The 15,729-nt window shown below is 69.9% G+C and carries 15 protein-coding genes; 8 read left to right on the top strand and 7 right to left on the bottom strand.

Annotation, left to right across the window (positions count from 1 at the left end):
• Positions 1–55: 55 nt before the first annotated feature.
• The 4 genes from K8612_RS31405 to K8612_RS31390 are packed head-to-tail and all read right to left on the bottom strand — an operon-like array spanning position 56 to position 4,075.
• Positions 56–793, bottom strand: a complete 738-nt coding sequence (locus K8612_RS31405) for a CpsD/CapB family tyrosine-protein kinase (RefSeq protein ID WP_223743638.1) — start codon at positions 791–793, stop codon at positions 56–58.
• Positions 794–829: 36 nt separating this feature from the next.
• Positions 830–2,239, bottom strand: a complete 1,410-nt coding sequence (locus tag K8612_RS31400; protein WP_223743637.1) for a Wzz/FepE/Etk N-terminal domain-containing protein — start codon at positions 2,237–2,239, stop codon at positions 830–832.
• Positions 2,240–2,276: 37 nt separating this feature from the next.
• Positions 2,277–3,455, bottom strand: coding sequence for a hypothetical protein (locus K8612_RS31395; RefSeq protein ID WP_370639987.1), 1,179 nt, complete (start codon positions 3,453–3,455; stop codon positions 2,277–2,279).
• Between the two features lie 50 nt (positions 3,456–3,505).
• A complete protein-coding gene (locus K8612_RS31390; protein WP_223743635.1) occupies positions 3,506–4,075 on the bottom strand; it encodes a polysaccharide biosynthesis/export family protein in 570 nt (189 codons plus the stop codon).
• A 407-nt stretch (positions 4,076–4,482) separates the two neighbouring features.
• Here K8612_RS31390 and K8612_RS31385 point away from each other — a divergent pair, with 407 nt between their 5' ends.
• Positions 4,483–4,674, top strand: coding sequence for a hypothetical protein (locus tag K8612_RS31385; protein ID WP_223743634.1), 192 nt, complete (start codon positions 4,483–4,485; stop codon positions 4,672–4,674).
• Between the two features lie 139 nt (positions 4,675–4,813).
• Here K8612_RS31385 and K8612_RS31380 read toward each other — a convergent pair whose 3' ends face one another.
• On the bottom strand, positions 4,814–6,370 hold the full coding sequence (locus tag K8612_RS31380) for a phospholipase D-like domain-containing protein (protein WP_223764961.1): 1,557 nt from the start codon (positions 6,368–6,370) through the stop codon (positions 4,814–4,816).
• Positions 6,371–6,660: 290 nt separating this feature from the next.
• Between K8612_RS31380 and K8612_RS31375 the strand changes: the two genes are divergently transcribed.
• Together K8612_RS31375 and K8612_RS31370 are read left to right on the top strand one after the other, a co-directional pair.
• On the top strand, positions 6,661–8,691 hold the full coding sequence (locus tag K8612_RS31375) for an amylo-alpha-1,6-glucosidase (RefSeq protein WP_223764960.1): 2,031 nt from the start codon (positions 6,661–6,663) through the stop codon (positions 8,689–8,691).
• 448 nt (positions 8,692–9,139) lie between these two features.
• Positions 9,140–9,514 carry a DUSAM domain-containing protein gene (locus tag K8612_RS31370; protein WP_223764959.1) on the top strand — a complete coding sequence of 125 codons (375 nt, stop codon included), beginning with the start codon at positions 9,140–9,142 and terminating at the stop codon, positions 9,512–9,514.
• A gap of 120 nt (positions 9,515–9,634) precedes the next feature.
• On the opposite strand, the gene K8612_RS31365 is transcribed toward K8612_RS31370, so the two are convergent.
• Positions 9,635–10,411 (bottom strand): tetratricopeptide repeat protein, encoded by a 777-nt coding sequence (locus tag K8612_RS31365; protein WP_223743630.1) that lies wholly within the window; start codon positions 10,409–10,411, stop codon positions 9,635–9,637.
• A 72-nt stretch (positions 10,412–10,483) separates the two neighbouring features.
• Here K8612_RS31365 and K8612_RS31360 point away from each other — a divergent pair, with 72 nt between their 5' ends.
• Genes K8612_RS31360 through K8612_RS31340 form a run of 5 tightly spaced genes read left to right on the top strand, consistent with a single transcriptional unit; the run spans position 10,484 to position 14,569 of the window.
• Positions 10,484–11,476, top strand: a complete 993-nt coding sequence (locus tag K8612_RS31360) for a WD40 repeat domain-containing protein (protein ID WP_223764958.1) — start codon at positions 10,484–10,486, stop codon at positions 11,474–11,476.
• 11 nt (positions 11,477–11,487) lie between these two features.
• A complete protein-coding gene (locus K8612_RS31355) occupies positions 11,488–11,964 on the top strand; it encodes an EVE domain-containing protein (RefSeq protein ID WP_223764957.1) in 477 nt (158 codons plus the stop codon).
• Positions 11,961–12,551, top strand: coding sequence for a DUF4291 domain-containing protein (locus K8612_RS31350; protein ID WP_223764956.1), 591 nt, complete (start codon positions 11,961–11,963; stop codon positions 12,549–12,551). Before K8612_RS31355 ends, K8612_RS31350 begins: the two co-directional genes overlap by 4 nt.
• A 52-nt stretch (positions 12,552–12,603) precedes the next feature.
• Complete coding sequence (gene pheA / locus K8612_RS31345; protein ID WP_223764955.1) at positions 12,604–13,743, top strand: prephenate dehydratase; 1,140 nt, start codon at positions 12,604–12,606, stop codon at positions 13,741–13,743.
• The gene (locus K8612_RS31340) at positions 13,736–14,569 is read left to right on the top strand and encodes a prephenate dehydratase (RefSeq protein ID WP_223764954.1); all 834 of its coding nucleotides are present in this window, start codon (positions 13,736–13,738) and stop codon (positions 14,567–14,569) included. Before pheA ends, K8612_RS31340 begins: the two co-directional genes overlap by 8 nt.
• On the opposite strand, the gene K8612_RS31335 is transcribed toward K8612_RS31340, so the two are convergent.
• Complete coding sequence (locus K8612_RS31335) at positions 14,559–15,695, bottom strand: 3-deoxy-7-phosphoheptulonate synthase (RefSeq protein ID WP_223743624.1); 1,137 nt, start codon at positions 15,693–15,695, stop codon at positions 14,559–14,561. The genes K8612_RS31340 and K8612_RS31335 overlap by 11 nt on opposite strands.
• Between the last annotated feature and the right edge of the window lie 34 nt (positions 15,696–15,729).

Below are 15,729 nucleotides of genomic sequence, written 5' to 3'. Positions count from 1 at the left end.
ATCGGCGCGAGGAGCGGGTCCGGGCCCGTGAAACACTCACCTCGACAACCGACCGCTACTTCTTCACGTAGTTCTTCAGGTACGGGGTCGCGTTCACCTCCGCCCCGTTGAGCACGCAGCCCACCAGCGCCGCGCCCGCCAACTGCTCCACCGCCTGGTTCACCACCTTGGAGGGGGTGACGTTGGCGCGGATGACCATCAGCACGCCGTCCATCTGGTGGCCCAGGATGGCCGCGTCCGCGAACGGCAGCGTGGGCGGCAGGTCCACGTACACCTCGTCGAAGCCCTCGCGCACCGCCTTGAGGAACTGCTTCATGCGGGCGCTCGCCAGCACCTGGGTGCTCTCCTCCGGCGTGGCGCCGGCGGGGATGACGGCTAGGCGCGTGGAGTTGAAGCGGCGCACCACGTCGCGCACGTCGCACTCACCGGCCAGCAGCTCCGCCAGGCCCTGCTTGTTGCGCATGCCCAGCGTGGGGGCCACCTGCCCCCGGCGCAGGTCCGCGTCCACCAGCAGGATGCGGCGCTCCGGGTTCGCCCGGGCGGCGGCCAGGGCCAGGTTCACGCTCGTCACCGTCTTGCCCTCGCCGGGCATCGCGGAGGTGAGCGCCACCACCTTCATCGGGCGCTGCTCGCGCATCCGCTCCAGGCGGTAGTACAGGCTGCGGTACTGCTCGGCGGCCGCGGAAGCAGGGGCCGTGAGCGTCACCACCCGGCGGTCCACCGCGTTCGAGGAAGCCGCGCTGTCGTCCACGCGGGGGAGGAAGTTACCGGCCCGCTCCATCGTCGAATCCATCTGAGTTCTCCAATCCTTTCCGTATGGGGGCGGCAATTAGTTCAGGGAAGTAGGCGAGGAGACGCTGTTCTTGCTCCCAGCCATTGGCATCAGAATCCGCTTCTCCGTCTTGCCTTGCATGTTCGGGACCACCGCCAGGACCGGCAGCGTCAGGCGCTCGCGGACCTCCGTGCCGTCGCGCAGGCTGTCGTCGCGCATCTCCAGGACGGTGCCGGTGAGGACGCCCAGCGCCAGGGCCACCAGGGCGGCGATGAGCAGGCCCGTCATGCGGTCCGGGCGAGCAGGCGAGGAAGGCACCCCGGCGGGCGAGATGACATTGAACAGGCTCTTGGCGCTCTTGGCCTCCAGCTCCTGGGCGATCTCCGCCTCCACCTTGCGGCTCACCACGCTCTGGTACTTGGTGCGGGCGATCTCGTAGTCCCGGTTCATGACCGCCAGCTCCTGGGCCCAGCGCGGGGTGTTGTTCAGCCGCGCCTGGTACGCCTCGGCCTGCTTCTGGAGGTCCACGATGTCCTTCTGGATGTTGGTGATGAGCGTGGCCACGCGGGTGCGCTCGTTGCGCTCGGCGAACATGCGGCCCTCGGCGTCCTTGCGCTGGGCGCTGATGTCGTTGAGCTCACGCTCCATCCGCTTCACCTCCGGGTGGTCCGGCGTCCACTGCGTCTTGGCCTGCGTGAGGGTGCGGGACAGGCCGCTCTCCGTGGCCTCCAGCCGGCCCGCCTCGCTGTCCGCGGCGTTGCGGGCGCGGGCCAGGTCGGAGCGGCGCGCCTCGGCCGTGCGCAGCTCCTCGGACTTCGTCTGCAACTGGGCGCTGATGCGCTCCAGGCCGCGCATGTTCATCTCCATCTGCTCGGGCAGCTCGCCCAGGTGGTCCACCTTGAACTTGGAGATCTTCGTCTCCCAGGAGGACACGGCCTTGCCCATGGAGACCATCTCCTCGTTGAAGAGGTCCGTGGCGCGGGCCGCCTGCGCCTGGCGGATCTTCAGCGTCTCCTCGGAGAAGATGGCCGGCAGGCGGTTGGCCACCTGCGCCACCACCTGCGGGTCGCGGCCCGCGTAGGTGAGCTCGAAGGCCGTCTCACCCTCGACGCGCACGGTGAGGTCCTTGCGCATCTGCTCCACCGCCGCCTCGATGCCCTTGTCGGACACCAGCTCCGGGTAGAGGTTCATCTCCTCGATGGCCTTCTGGAGCACCGGCCGCGCCAGCAGCTCCTGGCGGACGGTGACGAGCCGCTGCTCGATGAGCTCGCTCACCGTGCGCTGGACCATCTCCTCGCCGGGGCGCTGCGGCTCCACGCGCACCACCACGGACGCTTCATAAATGCTCGGCCGGGTCATCACGATGGCCGCACCCAACACGAAGATTGCTGCAGCGATCGCCCCCACCAGGGCCTTGCGGCGCCACAGCGCCGAAAGCAACTGGTCCGCCGTCATCCCACGCTCCATGATCCGCTCCTCCATCCTCGTAGCTCTCAAAGGTTGCCTACCAAGCTGTCATGACCAGACGGAGGGCGAACACGTTGCGTGTCAGGTCCCCCGCCCCAGCGACATCCGCCGCACCCACCTGCGCGATGCGGTCGAACGCGCCCTGCAGCGCCAGCTTCCGGCTCAGCCGGTACTCGACGCCTCCACCCACCGCATAGCCCTGCGACACGTTCGTGGTGTTGCGCCACTGCGTGTAGTTCTCATCGGGCGCCGTGCCGTTCCGGAAGAAGCTGGCCGCCCCGAAGGCGGACAGCTTCTGCGAGAAACGATGCGCCCCCATCACCGACGCGTAGTCCGCCCACACCGCGCCGGAGAAACCGCTCGCGCCCACCAGGTCGTGACCGATGGCGAAGCCGAAGTCACTGCGCTCGCCCTCGCGCACCAGCTCCAGCGCCACGCGGGGCAGCCACCCGCCGCGCGACGCGTCCGACGGCATGTAGCGCACCGGCCCGCCCCGGACGGTGAGCGTGGTGGGCCGCGTCAGCCGGTAGCGCAGGGCCGCGGAAGCGCCATGCGCCTGGCTGTAGTCCTGGTCGTACAGGAAGCCCTGGTAGCGGTACTCGGCGCCCAGGGACAGCCGGCGCGTGGTGCGGTACCACAGCTCCACGGACGGGGTGTGCGCATAGCCCGCCACCCGCCCCGGCTCGATGATGCGCGTCGCCTCGAACATGTAGTTGCCGCGCACGTCCATGCGCTCGGTGACGCGCCCCGTGATGCCCACCTTCGTCTGCGCATAGAAGGTGGGCGCCGTGGAGCGCGCCAGACCGTCGCGCGGCAGCGACGTGGGGTCGGTGACGCGGAACACCCGCGCGCTGGCGTCCAGCCGCAGCCGCCGGGACAGCACGTCCCGGAAGCCCACTCCCGCGCGGTGGTCCACCGTCGTCGTCCCGGAGCCGTGCCGCGCGAGCAGGTCCGTGGCGTAGAAGGACTCGAGCGTCAACTGCTCGTTCTTCACGTCCAGGCCCAGCCGCGGGGACAGCTTCGTCATGAACTGCCCGTTGGTGCCGGCTCCGCCCAGACGGATGTCATTGTCGAAGCGCTCCTCCGCCGTGAGGCGCAGGCGCGGCTCCAGGATGGTGGCCGCCTGCGCGGCCGGCGCGGCGATGAGACAGCCCGCAATCACTGCTCGCTTCCAGTTGCCCCTCACCGCCGCCCTCCCGTCCTGACCCACGCCCACGTTCGCTGCTTCCCGATGTCTGTCCTTGCCGTCCGCGCGCCCGTCCCGCTTCACGGGACGACGACGGTGTCACCCGGCCGCAGGATGACGCTCTCGCCGTCCGGGGAGACCAGGTCGCTGTAGCGCACCGGGATCTGCCCGCCCTTGCCGTCCGTGCGGATGACGACGATGCCGTCGGAGTTGGCGAAGTCCGTGAAGCCGCCGGCCAGCGCGATGGCCTGCAGCAGGGACACGCGGCCGCGCAGCGGGTAGGCGCCCGGGTGGGCCACCTCTCCCGTGACGAAGACGCGGCTGCTGTTCACCTCGCGGACGATGACCGTCACGCGCGGCTCCTGCACGTACGGCGACAGGCCCGTCTTGAGCGCCTCGGCCAGCTCCGTGGGCGTCTTGCCCGCGGCCTCAATCTCGCCCACCATCGGAATGGAGATGTAGCCGTCGGGGCGCACCGGCACCGTGCGCGACAGCTCCTGGTCGCGCCACACGCTCACGTCGAGCACGTCCTCGCGGCCGATGCGGTACGGCTGATCCGCGTTGTCGACCTTCAGCGTCTGCTGGTGAGCACAACCCGACAGGAGGAGCATCCCCATCACCGTCCAGAACCCCGTGCGCCGCATTCCCATCTTCCGCTCTCCTTCGTTCACTGATGTTCCGCGCGATCCACCGTTCACACGCCCTGAAGGGCCGGGTGGTTCGCTTCTGGCGGAGGCTCCTAGCAGCGCGTGTGCCAGCGCTTGGGGGGAGGGAAATCCCTTGGAATGCAGTGGGTTACGGCGTGCCACATCAGGCGCACCTGGGCGCATCCGGGAAAAATTCCGGTCCTACCCCGGTGTTCGCCCCTGTGCTTTCTGCCGATCGCTTCCACGGGGTGGAAGACCTTTGCCCAACGTGAGCCCCGTACCTTCCTCGCACTTCCGGGCTCCCTCTGGGGCACCCGTGCCAAAGCCCTGGCACGGGACTTGATAAGGGTATGGGCGTCGGACAGCGGTACTGTTTCAGGGGACCAATTCAGTCCAGAGGGGGACAGCGGATGGGCAAGGTGGCAGGGGCGGTGGGGGTGGTCTTCATGCTCGGAACCAGCATCGTGGGGCTGATGGGAGCCTCGCTGGGCGGCGGCGTCGAGGCGGGCGTGCTGGGCATGGTGGGCCTGGCCCTGTACGGCGGCAGCTCGCTCTTGAGCGGCAAGGCGGCGGAGCCCACGGGGGTCGCGAAGCAGGCGTAGCGCCACACGCCAGCGCGGTCTGAAGCGCTGTAGGAATCACAGGGCCTTCGGGCCGGCTCAGCGGAGTGGGAAGCCCTGCTTCCACCCGCTGCCGGCCCGTGGGCCCTCTTCGTTTCCAGGCCCTGCCCTTCCCTTCACCTCAAGGCTGGCGGGGCCCGGCCTCCGGAGCGTGGGAGGCGTGCGCCTCCGGCAGCGCGGGCGGCTCCGGGACGGCGGCCTGGGGCGGCACCTCCTGCTCCGGCAGCGGCTGCTGTTCGGTGCCCTGGGCCTCCTGGCGGCGCAGGCGCAGGGCCCGGCTCCACAAGGCGATGCCGGCCCACGCCCCCAGGAGCGCCGCCGGCACGGCCACGACGTGGGGCCAGTAGAGCGCCACGCCCGCCAGGGCCAGCGGCACCACGCCCGCGCCGAAGACGACCTTGGATTCGGTGCGGCCCAGCTCGCGGTGGTTGGTGACGGCGGCGCCCACGGTGTTGCCCAGGCGCACCGCGCCCGCGGCCGCGCGGCTCATGCTGCCCCGCCGTCCGGGAGCCCCCCTTCGCGCGCGAGGCAGCGCGGGCGCTGCGACCAGGCGGCGCTCCCTTCCGCTGAGCACCACCTCCGTCGCGTGCTCCAGGTCCTGGAGGTACATGTCCTCCATGCACCGGGCGAAGGGGGCGTCCTCCACGGCGACGTCGATCTCGGAGTTGCCCAGCCAACTGGCGGGGTTGAGGTTGGAGGAGCCGACGCGCGCCCAGGTGCCATCCGCCACCGCCGTCTTGGCGTGGAGCATGGTGCCGTTCCATTCATAGACGCGGATGCCGGCCTCCAGCAGCGGGCGGTAGCCGGCCTGGGTGAGCGGGCGCAGCGCGGGGATGTCGCTGCTGCCGGGCACGAGCAGCCGCACGTCCACGCCGTCGCGAGACGCGGCCCGGAGCGCCTGGACATAGGTGGCGGTGCCCACGAAGTACGCGTCGGTGAGCCACAGCCGCTTGCGCGCGAGCGACGCGATGAGCTGGTCCACGCGGAAGAGGCCCGCGCTCCAGGGCACGCCGGCCACCACGCGCAGGGACACGTCGCCCATGGGCTGGGAGGCGCGAGCGGACAGGCAGCCCTCCTCGTCCAGCGGAGGGCCCACGGTGCTCCACCCCTGGGCGAAGGCGCGCACCAGGTCCGCCACGGCGGGGCCGCGAATCTCCAGGCCGGTGTCGCGCCACGGGGCCACGCCCTTCTGGGCGTCGCCCACCCACTTGTGGCTCACGCACAGGCCGGAGACGAAGCCCACCTCGCCGTCCACGGTGAGCGTCTTGCGGTGGTTGCGGCCCAGCCACGCCAGGGGCCGGTCGAACTGGAAGGGATTGAACGAGCGCACCTCCACGCCCGCGTCGCGCAGGAAGCGCCAGTAGCGGCGGGACGCGGGGCCCTGGCAGCCCAGCCAGTCATAGAGGACGCGGACCTGCACGCCGTCGCGGGCGCGGGCGGCCAGCGCGTCCGCGAAGGCGCGGCCCACGTCATCGTCTTCGATGATGTAGTTCTCGAAGAGGATGGAGCGCTGGGCCTGCTGGATGGCGCTCAGCCACGCGGGGTAGTTCTCGCGCGCGTCGCGCAGCAGGCGCACGTCGTTGCCCGGCACGAGCGGTGCGCCCGCGGCGCGGGAGAAGACCTGTTCAGCGAGGTTGTGCTGCCGGCCGCTGATGCCCGACGACTTCACGATGGCCACGGCGTGTCTCCTCGGGAAATCGGGGCGCGCCCGAAGGCTCTGGGTGAAGTGCGGTCCCCTGGGGACGGTCGCAAGGGTTTTGCGTGAAGGGACTCCAGCGCGCTCGCGCTGGCGTCGAGGGCCTGGCTGCCCGGCTGTCCTCCCCTCGAGCCCCGGGGCCGGGGGATGCGCTTTGTGGCGCGGGCCTGCATGAGCAACCTCTCCGCGAGGGCGATGTCCGACGGATTCCTGCTTCCTACCCTTTCCCGCGCGTCTCCGCCCAGGGAGACGGGAGCGGAGGAGACGACGGCGTGAATGAACCAGCCCCTGCCCTGCCCCGCCTGTCGTTCGACTTCCCGGACGGCGCCGACTTCAGCGACAGCGTGCACCACGAGTGGCTCCTGACCAATGGCCGAGGAGGCTACGCCTCCGGCACGGTGGTGGGCTGCAACACGCGCCGCTACCACGGCCTGTTCATCCCCACGATGGAGAAGCTGGGGCGCACGGTGCTGATGGCCAGGCTGGAGGAGACGGCGCTGGTGGACGGGGAGCGCTACCGGCTCACGTCCGAGGAGCACGACGACGGCGCGTGGGAGGACGGCGCGAGGCACCTGCGGCACTTCCACCTGGAGGGGCTGATTCCCGTCTGGGAGTACGCGGTGGGGCGTGCGCGGCTGAGGCGCCGCTGCGTGATGGTGCATGGCGAGGACACGGTGTTCCTCCAGTGGGAGCACCTGTCCGGTCCGGAGGTGACGCTGCACCTGCGGCCGTACCCGGTGCTGCGCCCCCATGACGGGCCGCTGTTGAAGGAGGTGGGAGCGCCCATCGTCACGCTGCGAGGCCCGCTGGTGGAGCTGCGCAATGGCGAGGACGGCCCGCTCCAGCGGATGCGGCTGTATTCGGACGGGCCCACGCCGTACGTGAGCCTGGCGGAGACGTCCCGGCCGCAGCACCTGCGGACGGAGAAGGCGCGCGGCTACGACTTCACGGAGGTGCAGCACTCGCCGGGTTACTTCACGGCGACGCTGAAGCCGGGGGGCACGCTGTACTTCGGGCTCACGGTGGAGGCGCCGGGGCACCTGTTGGAGCGGAACCCCCAGGAGGTCTTCGAGCGGGAGCTGGGGAGGCAGGAGCGCCTGTTGGAGCGCGCCCCGGAGCATGCGCGCACGGGGGTGCCAGCGCGGCTGGTGTTGGCGGCGGACCAGTTCATCATCGACCCGCCAAGGCCCGCGGACGCCGCGTGGGCGCGGTCGATGGGTCTGGACGCAAGGAGCGTCATCGCGGGCTACCCGTGGTTCACGGACTGGGGCCGGGACACGATGATCAGCCTGGACGGGCTGACGCTGGCCACGGGGCGCTACCGCGAGGCGGCGGCCATCCTGCGCACGTTCCAGCACTACGTGCGGGACGGGCTGATTCCGAACTACTTCCCGGACGGAGAGAACGAGGGCGTCTACCACACGGCGGACGCGACGCTCTGGTTCTTCCACGCGGTGGACCGCTACCTGGAGGAGACGGGAGACGAGGCGCTGCTACGGGACTTGTTCCCGACGATGCAGGACATCGTGGCGCACCACCAGAAGGGCACGCGCTTCCACATTGGAGTGGACCCGGCGGACGGGCTCCTGAGGCAGGGGCAGGACGGCTACCAGCTCACCTGGATGGACGCGAAGGTGGAGGGCTGGGTGGTGACGCCGCGCCGGGGCAAGGCGGTGGAGATCAACGCGCTGTGGTTCAACGCCCTGCGGCTGATGGCGGGCTGGGCGGAGCGGCTGGGATTGGAATCAGGGCCGTACCGGGCCGCGGCGGAGAAGGCGCAGGGCAGCTTCAACCGGCGCTTCTGGAACGAAGCAGCCGGGTGTCTCTACGACGTGGTGGACGGAGAGGACGGCCGCGAGGACGCGAGCGTGCGGCCGAACCAGGTCTTCGCCATTTCGTTGAAGCATCCAGTGCTCAAGCGGGACAAGTGGGCGCAGGTGCTGGAGGTGGTGCGCCGCGAACTGGTGACGCCGGTGGGCCTGCGCAGCCTCGCGCCGGGGAGCAAGGACTACAAACCGAAGTACGACGGAGACCTGCGAGCCCGCGACGCGGCCTATCACCAGGGCACGGTGTGGGGCTGGCTGATGGGCCACTACGTGGACGCGACGCTGAAGGTGTCCCCGAACCTCAAGGCCGCGAGGGCCCTGCTGTCTGGAATGGAGGACCACCTGTCGCACGCGGGGATTGGACAGATCTCGGAGATCTTCGACGCGACAGAGCCCTACCGTCCGCGAGGCTGCTTCGCCCAGGCCTGGAGCGTCGCGGAGGCCCTGCGGGTGTTCAGCAAGACCAACGTGGGTTGAGCGGTCACAGGAGGTGCTCGCCTGATGGAAGGCGCATGGCATGCTGTAGGGTGCGCGCGCCATGACAGCCCCGAAGCACGCCCACTGGCGGCGGCACCTCGCCCCCATCCTCGCGGCCTTGAGCCTGGGATGCGCCACCGTCGCCATGGACACCAAAACCGACTGCATCCAGCGACACCCCGGCCTCCCGGAAGCATGCGGGCTCACCGCCGCCGAGGCCGCCGCCCTCATGGCCGCTGCCGTCGGGGCCACGGGCGCACACTCCAGCGCGAACGCAAGCGACTACGTTGACGACCCGCGCCTTCCCGACTGGAAGAACAGATGCCTTCGAACCTGGAACGAGTGCGCTGACGGCCGATATGGCGGCGACTGCACCGCCTGCTTGCGACGATGCGAAGGCCAGCACGAATGGCCCATCGACATGTGCGGTCCGAAGAGGAGGCGTTAGATGGCCACCCACCCCAATTGGGATGAGATCCGCAACCTGTCACGGCGAGTGCTCCGTGAGGGCGCCCCACTGGTCGTCACCGACGACGTGCGCGCGCTCCTGCTCCGGACCGCCGATGAAGTGGCCGTCTCAGACGCCGCCGCGGCACTGCAAACGGAAGCAGGGGCTCTTGCGCTCCTCCGCGAGTGTGCCCGCCGCATCACTGACGGCTCCAACCGACTCGTGGACGCACTCTATCGGATGCACCGGCTCCAGGACTCGGGCGACTGGGAGGGCGCGCGTCAGGAGATGCGCGACGTGATCGCCGTCGAAGTCGTGCCCTTCTATCGTGAGACGGCACAGGGGCAGCTTGACGACATGGCTGACGAGCCGTGACGTGCTGTTGGGAATGGAGGACCCCTTGTCGCATGCGAGGATTGGACAGATTTTTGGAACTCCTCGCGCGACCGAGTCCTACCGTCCACGAGGCTGCTTCGCCCAGGTCTGGAGTGGTGCTCAGGCTTTCTCAAGCTTCCGCAGCCATCTGGCGGACTTCGCATGTCCCTGGCTCGCGGCATCACGAAAGTGACGCATGGCGCGCGCCTTGGACTGGGGCACGCCCTCTCCGTTCGCGAACATCAAGCCCAGATTGAAGGATGCGCTGGCGTTCCCCTGCTGCGCTGCCAGCCGGAACCAACCAAAGGCACACAAGGCATTCGTAGGAAGGCCCACGCCGTTGGAATGGTTGTAGCCCAGGGCCAACTGGGCTTCCGCGTAGCCACCCTTCGCGGCCATTTCGTAATACGCATTGGCTCGCTTCAGGTTCTTGCGGACGCCCTTTCCCAGCTCATACGCAAGCCCAACGTTGTATGCCGGGATCGGGTGTCCTTGCCGAGCGTGCTTCCGGTAGATCCGGACCGCTTCCTGCTGCAGATGGGACTCGGTGCTTTCGAACAGGAGATAAGCCAGGTTTCCCTCGGCGACGGCGAACCCCATGTTGGCGGCCCGGCGATACCACGCCTCCGCGAGGGTCTTGTTCTTCCGGGCTCCCCGTCCATTGTCATAGGCGAGGCCCAGGTTGAAGGCAGCGACGTCGTCTCCCAGGGCGGCTGCCTTTTCCGTCCACATCCGGGAGCGCTTCGGGTCACGCCGGACGCCGTCTCCGTAGAGGAAATGGAGCCCCACGTTCGTCATGGCCTCCATCTTCCCGAGCCGCGCCGCCGCGAGGTAGGCCTCGAAGAGGGCCTTGCGGTCGTCAGGCCGCGTCTCCTCGATCGTCCACGCCCGGTCCATGGCCGCGTCCGCCAGGGACCTGACGGTTGGAGCCTTCCTTCGCATACGCGTTTCCATTCCGGCCTACACGACATGAGCCAGACAGACCTGACCCGTGCGGTCATCACCCCGACGAATGCGCCCGGCCTGAAGCGTGTGCGGCAGTTGGGTTCCCAGCTCAGCTCCGTCCTCTGGGACAAGCTTTGCTTCGACCCCTCAGGCGCCCGGCTGCTCGCGAAAGCCGACTCCCGCCTGCGGTGGTGGAACCTGGACGCGGCCACGGACGTCCCCAGCGGCTCGGTGGAACTGAAAATGGAGCCCATCGAGGCCCTCTTCCACGGCTCGAATCACATCGTGACCGCGGGGCCGCCGGTCGCGGAGGCCGCTGTCACCTGGCGGCCCCGGCTCATGGCCTTCTCCACGACGGACGGTTCACTCTGGCGGGAGGAGACCCTCTCCGCGCCCGCCATCGGGCTGGCCATGTCCCGGGACGGCATGCTGCTGGCCATCCTCGAACGTGGAGAGGCCCTCCTCTGGGACGTGGCGGGCTGGAAGCGGATTCGTGACCTGCTCGGCGTTCAGTGGCAGGCCTCGGTCAAGGCGTGTGCATTCTCCCGTGACTCACGCTTCGCGGCGGTGATCGTGACGTATTACGACCATGACCAGGCGGCGCTCTACCTCTGGGACCTGAAGGCGAGCTCCCATCCCTGGGTTCATCCCCTTGGGTTTCAGTTCGCGGCGGGCGTTGCATTCCACCCCACGCGGCCCCTGCTCGTCGCGAGAGGTGTCCACGAGGTCGTGGTGATGGATGTGCATGAGCGTCGCGTCTTGAGGACGTTCACCGACGACACTCACTACGTGAGCAACGTCGACTTCAGCCCGGATGGGGAGTGGATGGTCTCCGCCTCTGACAACCATGGCTTCGCGCTCTACCACTTCGATACCGGCGAGGTGCTGTTCAGCCACTCGGACGACAGTGAGCTTCCTACAGGTGATGCGATCTCCTCACCCGATGGCCGCCTCATCGCCTGTGCCCAGGGGGATGGAACCGTGGGTCTGTGGAGCACCGAGTCAGCCCTGAGCTAGGGTGCGCCGCCATGGCGACTCCGCGGTACTGGTTGATCAAGAGCGAGCCCTCCGTCTACGCGTACGCGAAGCTGGAGGAGGATGGCAGGACGGAGTGGACGGGCGTGCGCAACTTCGAGGCGCGCAACAACCTGCGGGCCATGACGCCCGGGGACCTGTGCCTCTACTACCACTCCAATGAGGACAAGGCCGTCGTCGGCGTGGCGCGCGTCCTCTCCAAGCCCGGCCCCGACCCCACCGCTCCCGGCGAGGACTGGGCCTCCGTGGACGTGGGCCCCGTGGTCGCGTTCACCACGCCGGTGACGCTGGCCAGCATCAAGGCCACCCCCGCGCTCAAGGACTTCCCCCTGCTCACCCGCAGCCGCCTCAGCGTCACCCCCACCCCCGTGGAGCACTTCGAGCTCGTCCTCAAGATGGGCAAGACGAAGCTCCCCAAGGCCACCACCGCCACACCCAAGCCGAAGGCCAGGCCCAGAGCCCGCCCATGAGCGCAGCCCGCGAAGTCCGCGCCGACTTCGACCGAGCCACCATCGTCGTGTACCAGGCCTACTCCGACGCCATCGCGGACGTGGCCGTGAAGCAGCAGAAGTTCGGCCCGCCGTTCTCCGTGGGCCGGATGACGTGGATCAAACCCAGCTTCCTGTGGCTCATGCACCGCTCCAACTGGGGCCGCAAGAGCGGCCAGGAGCGCACGCTCGCGGTGCGCATCAAACGCTCCGGCTGGGAGGAAGCACTTGCTGCCGGCGTCCTCACCGGCTTCGAGCCGAAGGCCCACGGCTCGCCGGACGCGTGGCGCAAGGCCTTCGACTCCGCGCCCGTCCACATCCAGTGGGACCCGGAGCGCAGCCTGCGCGGCGCGGGCCTGCCCCACGACAGCATCCAGGTGGGCTTGAGCCGCGCCGTCATCCAGCGCTTCGTGGACGACTGGACCGTGTCCATCACCGACCTCACGCCCCTGGTCCAGAAGCTGCGCAAGCACCTGGACGACGGCCGCTCCGACCAGGCCACGCGCCACCTGCCGAAGGAGTCCGTCTACCCGGTCCCTTCGGACCTCGCCCGGCGCCTGGGAATGTGAACGGCGCGTCAGAGGAGTCCGCGCCTTCGACGCGAGTTGTTATGTTCCGGGCATGGCGGACATCCCCTCCCTGGAGACCCTGCGGACGCAAATCGAACGCATCGACGAGGACGTCCTCGATGCCCTCCAGCGGCGCATGGCCCTGGCCGACGACGTCGCGCGCGCCAAGCTGGTGACGGCCTGGCCCTTCCGGGACCCGCAGCGCGAGGACCTGCTCTTGCGCAAGCTGCGCGGCCGGGCGGCGGACCGCGGCCTGGACCCGCATGAGGTGGAGCGCCTCTACCGCGTCATCCTGGACATGTCCGTGGCCCGCCAGCAGGCCCTGGTCACCCGCCTGGACACCACGCCCTTGCGCGTGGGCTACCTGGGCGTCGAGGGCTCCTACAGCCACCTCGCCGCCCGCCAGCGCTACGGCCACCGGCCGGGCGGCGTGCTCCTCACCGGCTTCGACACCGCCCGCCAGGCCGCGGAGGCCCTCAAGCAGAGCGAGCAGGACGTGCTGCTCCTGCCCATCGAGAACACCACCGCCGGCAGCATGAATGAAACGTACGACGTGCTCGCCGCGGGCGACGCCGTCATCACCGGCGAGGTGGTGAGCCAGGTGGACCACCGGCTGCTGGGCGTGAAGGGCTCGAAGCTGGAGGACCTGCGCGAGGTGCTGTCCCATCCGCAGGCCCTGGCGCAGTGCGAGGACTTCCTGAGCACGCACGTGCCCCGGGCCCGCGCCGTGCCGGGACCGGATACCGCCATCGCGGCGCAGATGGTCGCGGACCGCAACGACCCGACCGTGGCCGCCATCGCCAGCGAGTCCGCGGCGGGCCGCTTCGGGCTCGTGGTGCTCGCCAGCGACCTTCAGCCCGGCTCGGACTTCACGCGCTTCGTGGAGGTGTCGCGCCAGCCCACGCCGCTCGCGCCAGACGTGCCGTGCAAGACGTCACTGCTCGTCGTGCTGGAGCACCGCCCGGGCGCGCTGGGCCAGGTGCTGCAGCGGCTCACGCAGCGAGGGGTGAACCTCTCCAAGCTGGAGTCGCGCCCCATCCCGGGCTCGCCGTGGAAGTACCGCTTCTACCTGGACGTGGAGGGCCACGCCGCGTCCGCCGCGGTGACGGCGGCGCTGGAGGACCTGCGCCCGCTCACGTCGTCCCTTCGCGTGCTGGGCACCTACCCGCGCGCGGAGCCCATCGATGGCTGACGCCGCCCCCCGCCGCATCGCCTTCCAGGGCGAGCGCGGCGCGTACGGCGACGAGGCCACGGGCGCCCTCTTCGGCGCCTCCGTGACGCGCATCCCCTGCCCCACCTTCCGCGACGTCTTCGAGGCCGTCGCCCGGGGCGCGGTGGACGGCGGCGTGGTGCCCATGGAGAGCGCGCTCGCGGGGCCGGTGGCGGAGGTGGTGGACCTGCTCCTGGAGTTCACCCCCACCCTCTCCGGCGAACTGCGCCTGCCCGTGCGCCACTGCCTGCTCGCGCCGCCGGGCCGCACGCTGGAGGGGCTCACGCGCGCGCTGTCACATCCCCAGGCGCTGGCGCAGTGCGGAGGCTGGCTCAGGAAGCACCACCTGCACCCCGTGCCCGAGGCGAACACCGCCGTGGCGGCTCGGCGCGTGGCGCAGGAGGCGCTGGAGGGCACGGCCGCCATCGCCAGCCGGACCGCGGCGGAGCTCTACGGCCTCGCCGTGCTCGCGGAGGGCATCGCGGACTCGCCGGACAACGCCACCCGCTTCCTCGCGGTGGGCCCGGCCGTGCCGCCGAATCTGGGCTCGCGGTGGAAGACGTCCCTGGTGCTCACGCTCGACAACGGCCCTGGCGCACTCGCGGGCGTGCTCACGGCCTTCGCCGCGCACGGGGTGAACGTCGCGCGGCTGGAGTCGAGGCCCGGCGGCGTCCGCGCCTGGGACTACCGCTGGTGCCTGGACGTGGAGGGCGCGCTGACGTCCGCGCCCGTGAAGGCGGCCCTGGCGGAAGCCCGGAGCGCCTGCACGTCGCTCCGGGTGCTGGGCAGCTACGCGCTCAGCGACTGACGGCCTTGGCCGGAGCGGCGGCCTGCGTCCCGTCGCCGTTGCGCACGGCCTCCGTGTACGCGGAGCGCACGATGCTCGTGTAGCGCTGGAGCGCGGCCAGTTGCTCCAGGCGCAGCGCCTGCGGCCCGTCGCACAGCGCCTTCTCCGGCGTCGGGTGGAAGTCCACCAGCACCATGGACGCGCCCGCGATGAGGCCCTGGCCAATGGCGTGGAAGATGTCCGGCAGCCCGTCCGGCGGGGCCTCCGCGCGGCCAATCGCGTGCGAGGGGTCCACGCACACCGGCATGCGCGTGAGGCGGCGCACCACCGGCACGTGCGCGAAGTCCACCATGTTGCGGTGCGGGTCGCCCAGGTGCGTCTTCACGCCGCGGAGGCAGAAGACGATCTTCGGGTTGCCCTCGCTCGCCACGTACTCGCACGCGTTGAGGGACTCCTCCAGCGTGATGCCCATGCCGCGCTTGAAGAGCACCGGGAAGGTGCGCTGCTGGCCAATCACCTTGAGCAGCTCGAAGTTCTGCGCGTTGCGCGTGCCCACCTGGAGCATCACGCCCGTGGGGGCCCCCGACTTCTTCAGCGCGTCATTGATTTCGTCGATGTGGCGCGGGTGCGTCACCTCCATCGCGATGACCTTGATGCCGTGCTTGCCCGCGGAGTCGAACACCCAGGGCAGGCACTTCGCGCCCAGGCCCTGGAACTCGTACGGGTTGGTGCGCGGCTTGTACGCGCCCATGCGCGTGGTGTTGATGCCGCAGCGGGCGAGCGCCGCCATCATCGCGTCCACGCTCTCCAGCGAATCCACCGCGCACAGGCCCGCGAAGAGGTTCACCGAGTTGTCGTCGAAGGTGACGCCGTTGTACTCGAAGCCCGCCGTGGTGCGCTGACCGCCGTGCCGGCCGATGATGCGGTACTTCTGCGAGACGCGGACCACCTGGCGCACGCCGGGCAGTTGCTGGAACGGCTCCAGCGGCACCTGCGACGTGGAGCCCAGCAGGTACAGCTCGGTGATGGTGGACTCGGCGCCCTGGACCACGTGGGCACGCGGGGTGACGCCCTCGTACTGCGAAGCGAGTTGGAGGACGGCGTTCACGACGGATTCGGGGGAATCCGGCTCGAGCATCACGATCATGCGAAGGGTTCTCCTGGTGGGGGGGCCACTTCGG

The organism is Corallococcus sp. AS-1-6 (assembly GCF_020037015.1).
GTDB lineage: Bacteria > Myxococcota > Myxococcia > Myxococcales > Myxococcaceae > Corallococcus.
Note: the sequence above shows the minus strand (reverse complement) of the source record. Positions and strands in the feature narration are given on the sequence as shown.

What these genes read in the sequence shown, in the direction of transcription:
- K8612_RS31405 (WP_223743638.1), bottom strand. Translation starts at nt 793, where the DNA reads ATGGATTCGACGATGGAGCGGGCCGGTAACTTCCTCCCCCGCGTGGAC.
- K8612_RS31400 (WP_223743637.1), bottom strand. Translation starts at nt 2,239, where the DNA reads ATGGAGCGTGGGATGACGGCGGACCAGTTGCTTTCGGCGCTGTGGCGC.
- K8612_RS31390 (WP_223743635.1), bottom strand. Translation starts at nt 4,075, where the DNA reads ATGGGAATGCGGCGCACGGGGTTCTGGACGGTGATGGGGATGCTCCTC.
- K8612_RS31385 (WP_223743634.1), top strand. Translation starts at nt 4,483, where the DNA reads ATGGGCAAGGTGGCAGGGGCGGTGGGGGTGGTCTTCATGCTCGGAACC.
- K8612_RS31370 (WP_223764959.1), top strand. Translation starts at nt 9,140, where the DNA reads ATGGCCACCCACCCCAATTGGGATGAGATCCGCAACCTGTCACGGCGA.
- K8612_RS31365 (WP_223743630.1), bottom strand. Translation starts at nt 10,411, where the DNA reads ATGGACCGGGCGTGGACGATCGAGGAGACGCGGCCTGACGACCGCAAG.
- K8612_RS31360 (WP_223764958.1), top strand. Translation starts at nt 10,484, where the DNA reads ATGAGCCAGACAGACCTGACCCGTGCGGTCATCACCCCGACGAATGCG.
- K8612_RS31355 (WP_223764957.1), top strand. Translation starts at nt 11,488, where the DNA reads ATGGCGACTCCGCGGTACTGGTTGATCAAGAGCGAGCCCTCCGTCTAC.
- K8612_RS31350 (WP_223764956.1), top strand. Translation starts at nt 11,961, where the DNA reads ATGAGCGCAGCCCGCGAAGTCCGCGCCGACTTCGACCGAGCCACCATC.
- pheA (WP_223764955.1), top strand. Translation starts at nt 12,604, where the DNA reads ATGGCGGACATCCCCTCCCTGGAGACCCTGCGGACGCAAATCGAACGC.
- K8612_RS31340 (WP_223764954.1), top strand. Translation starts at nt 13,736, where the DNA reads ATGGCTGACGCCGCCCCCCGCCGCATCGCCTTCCAGGGCGAGCGCGGC.
- K8612_RS31335 (WP_223743624.1), bottom strand. Translation starts at nt 15,695, where the DNA reads ATGATCGTGATGCTCGAGCCGGATTCCCCCGAATCCGTCGTGAACGCC.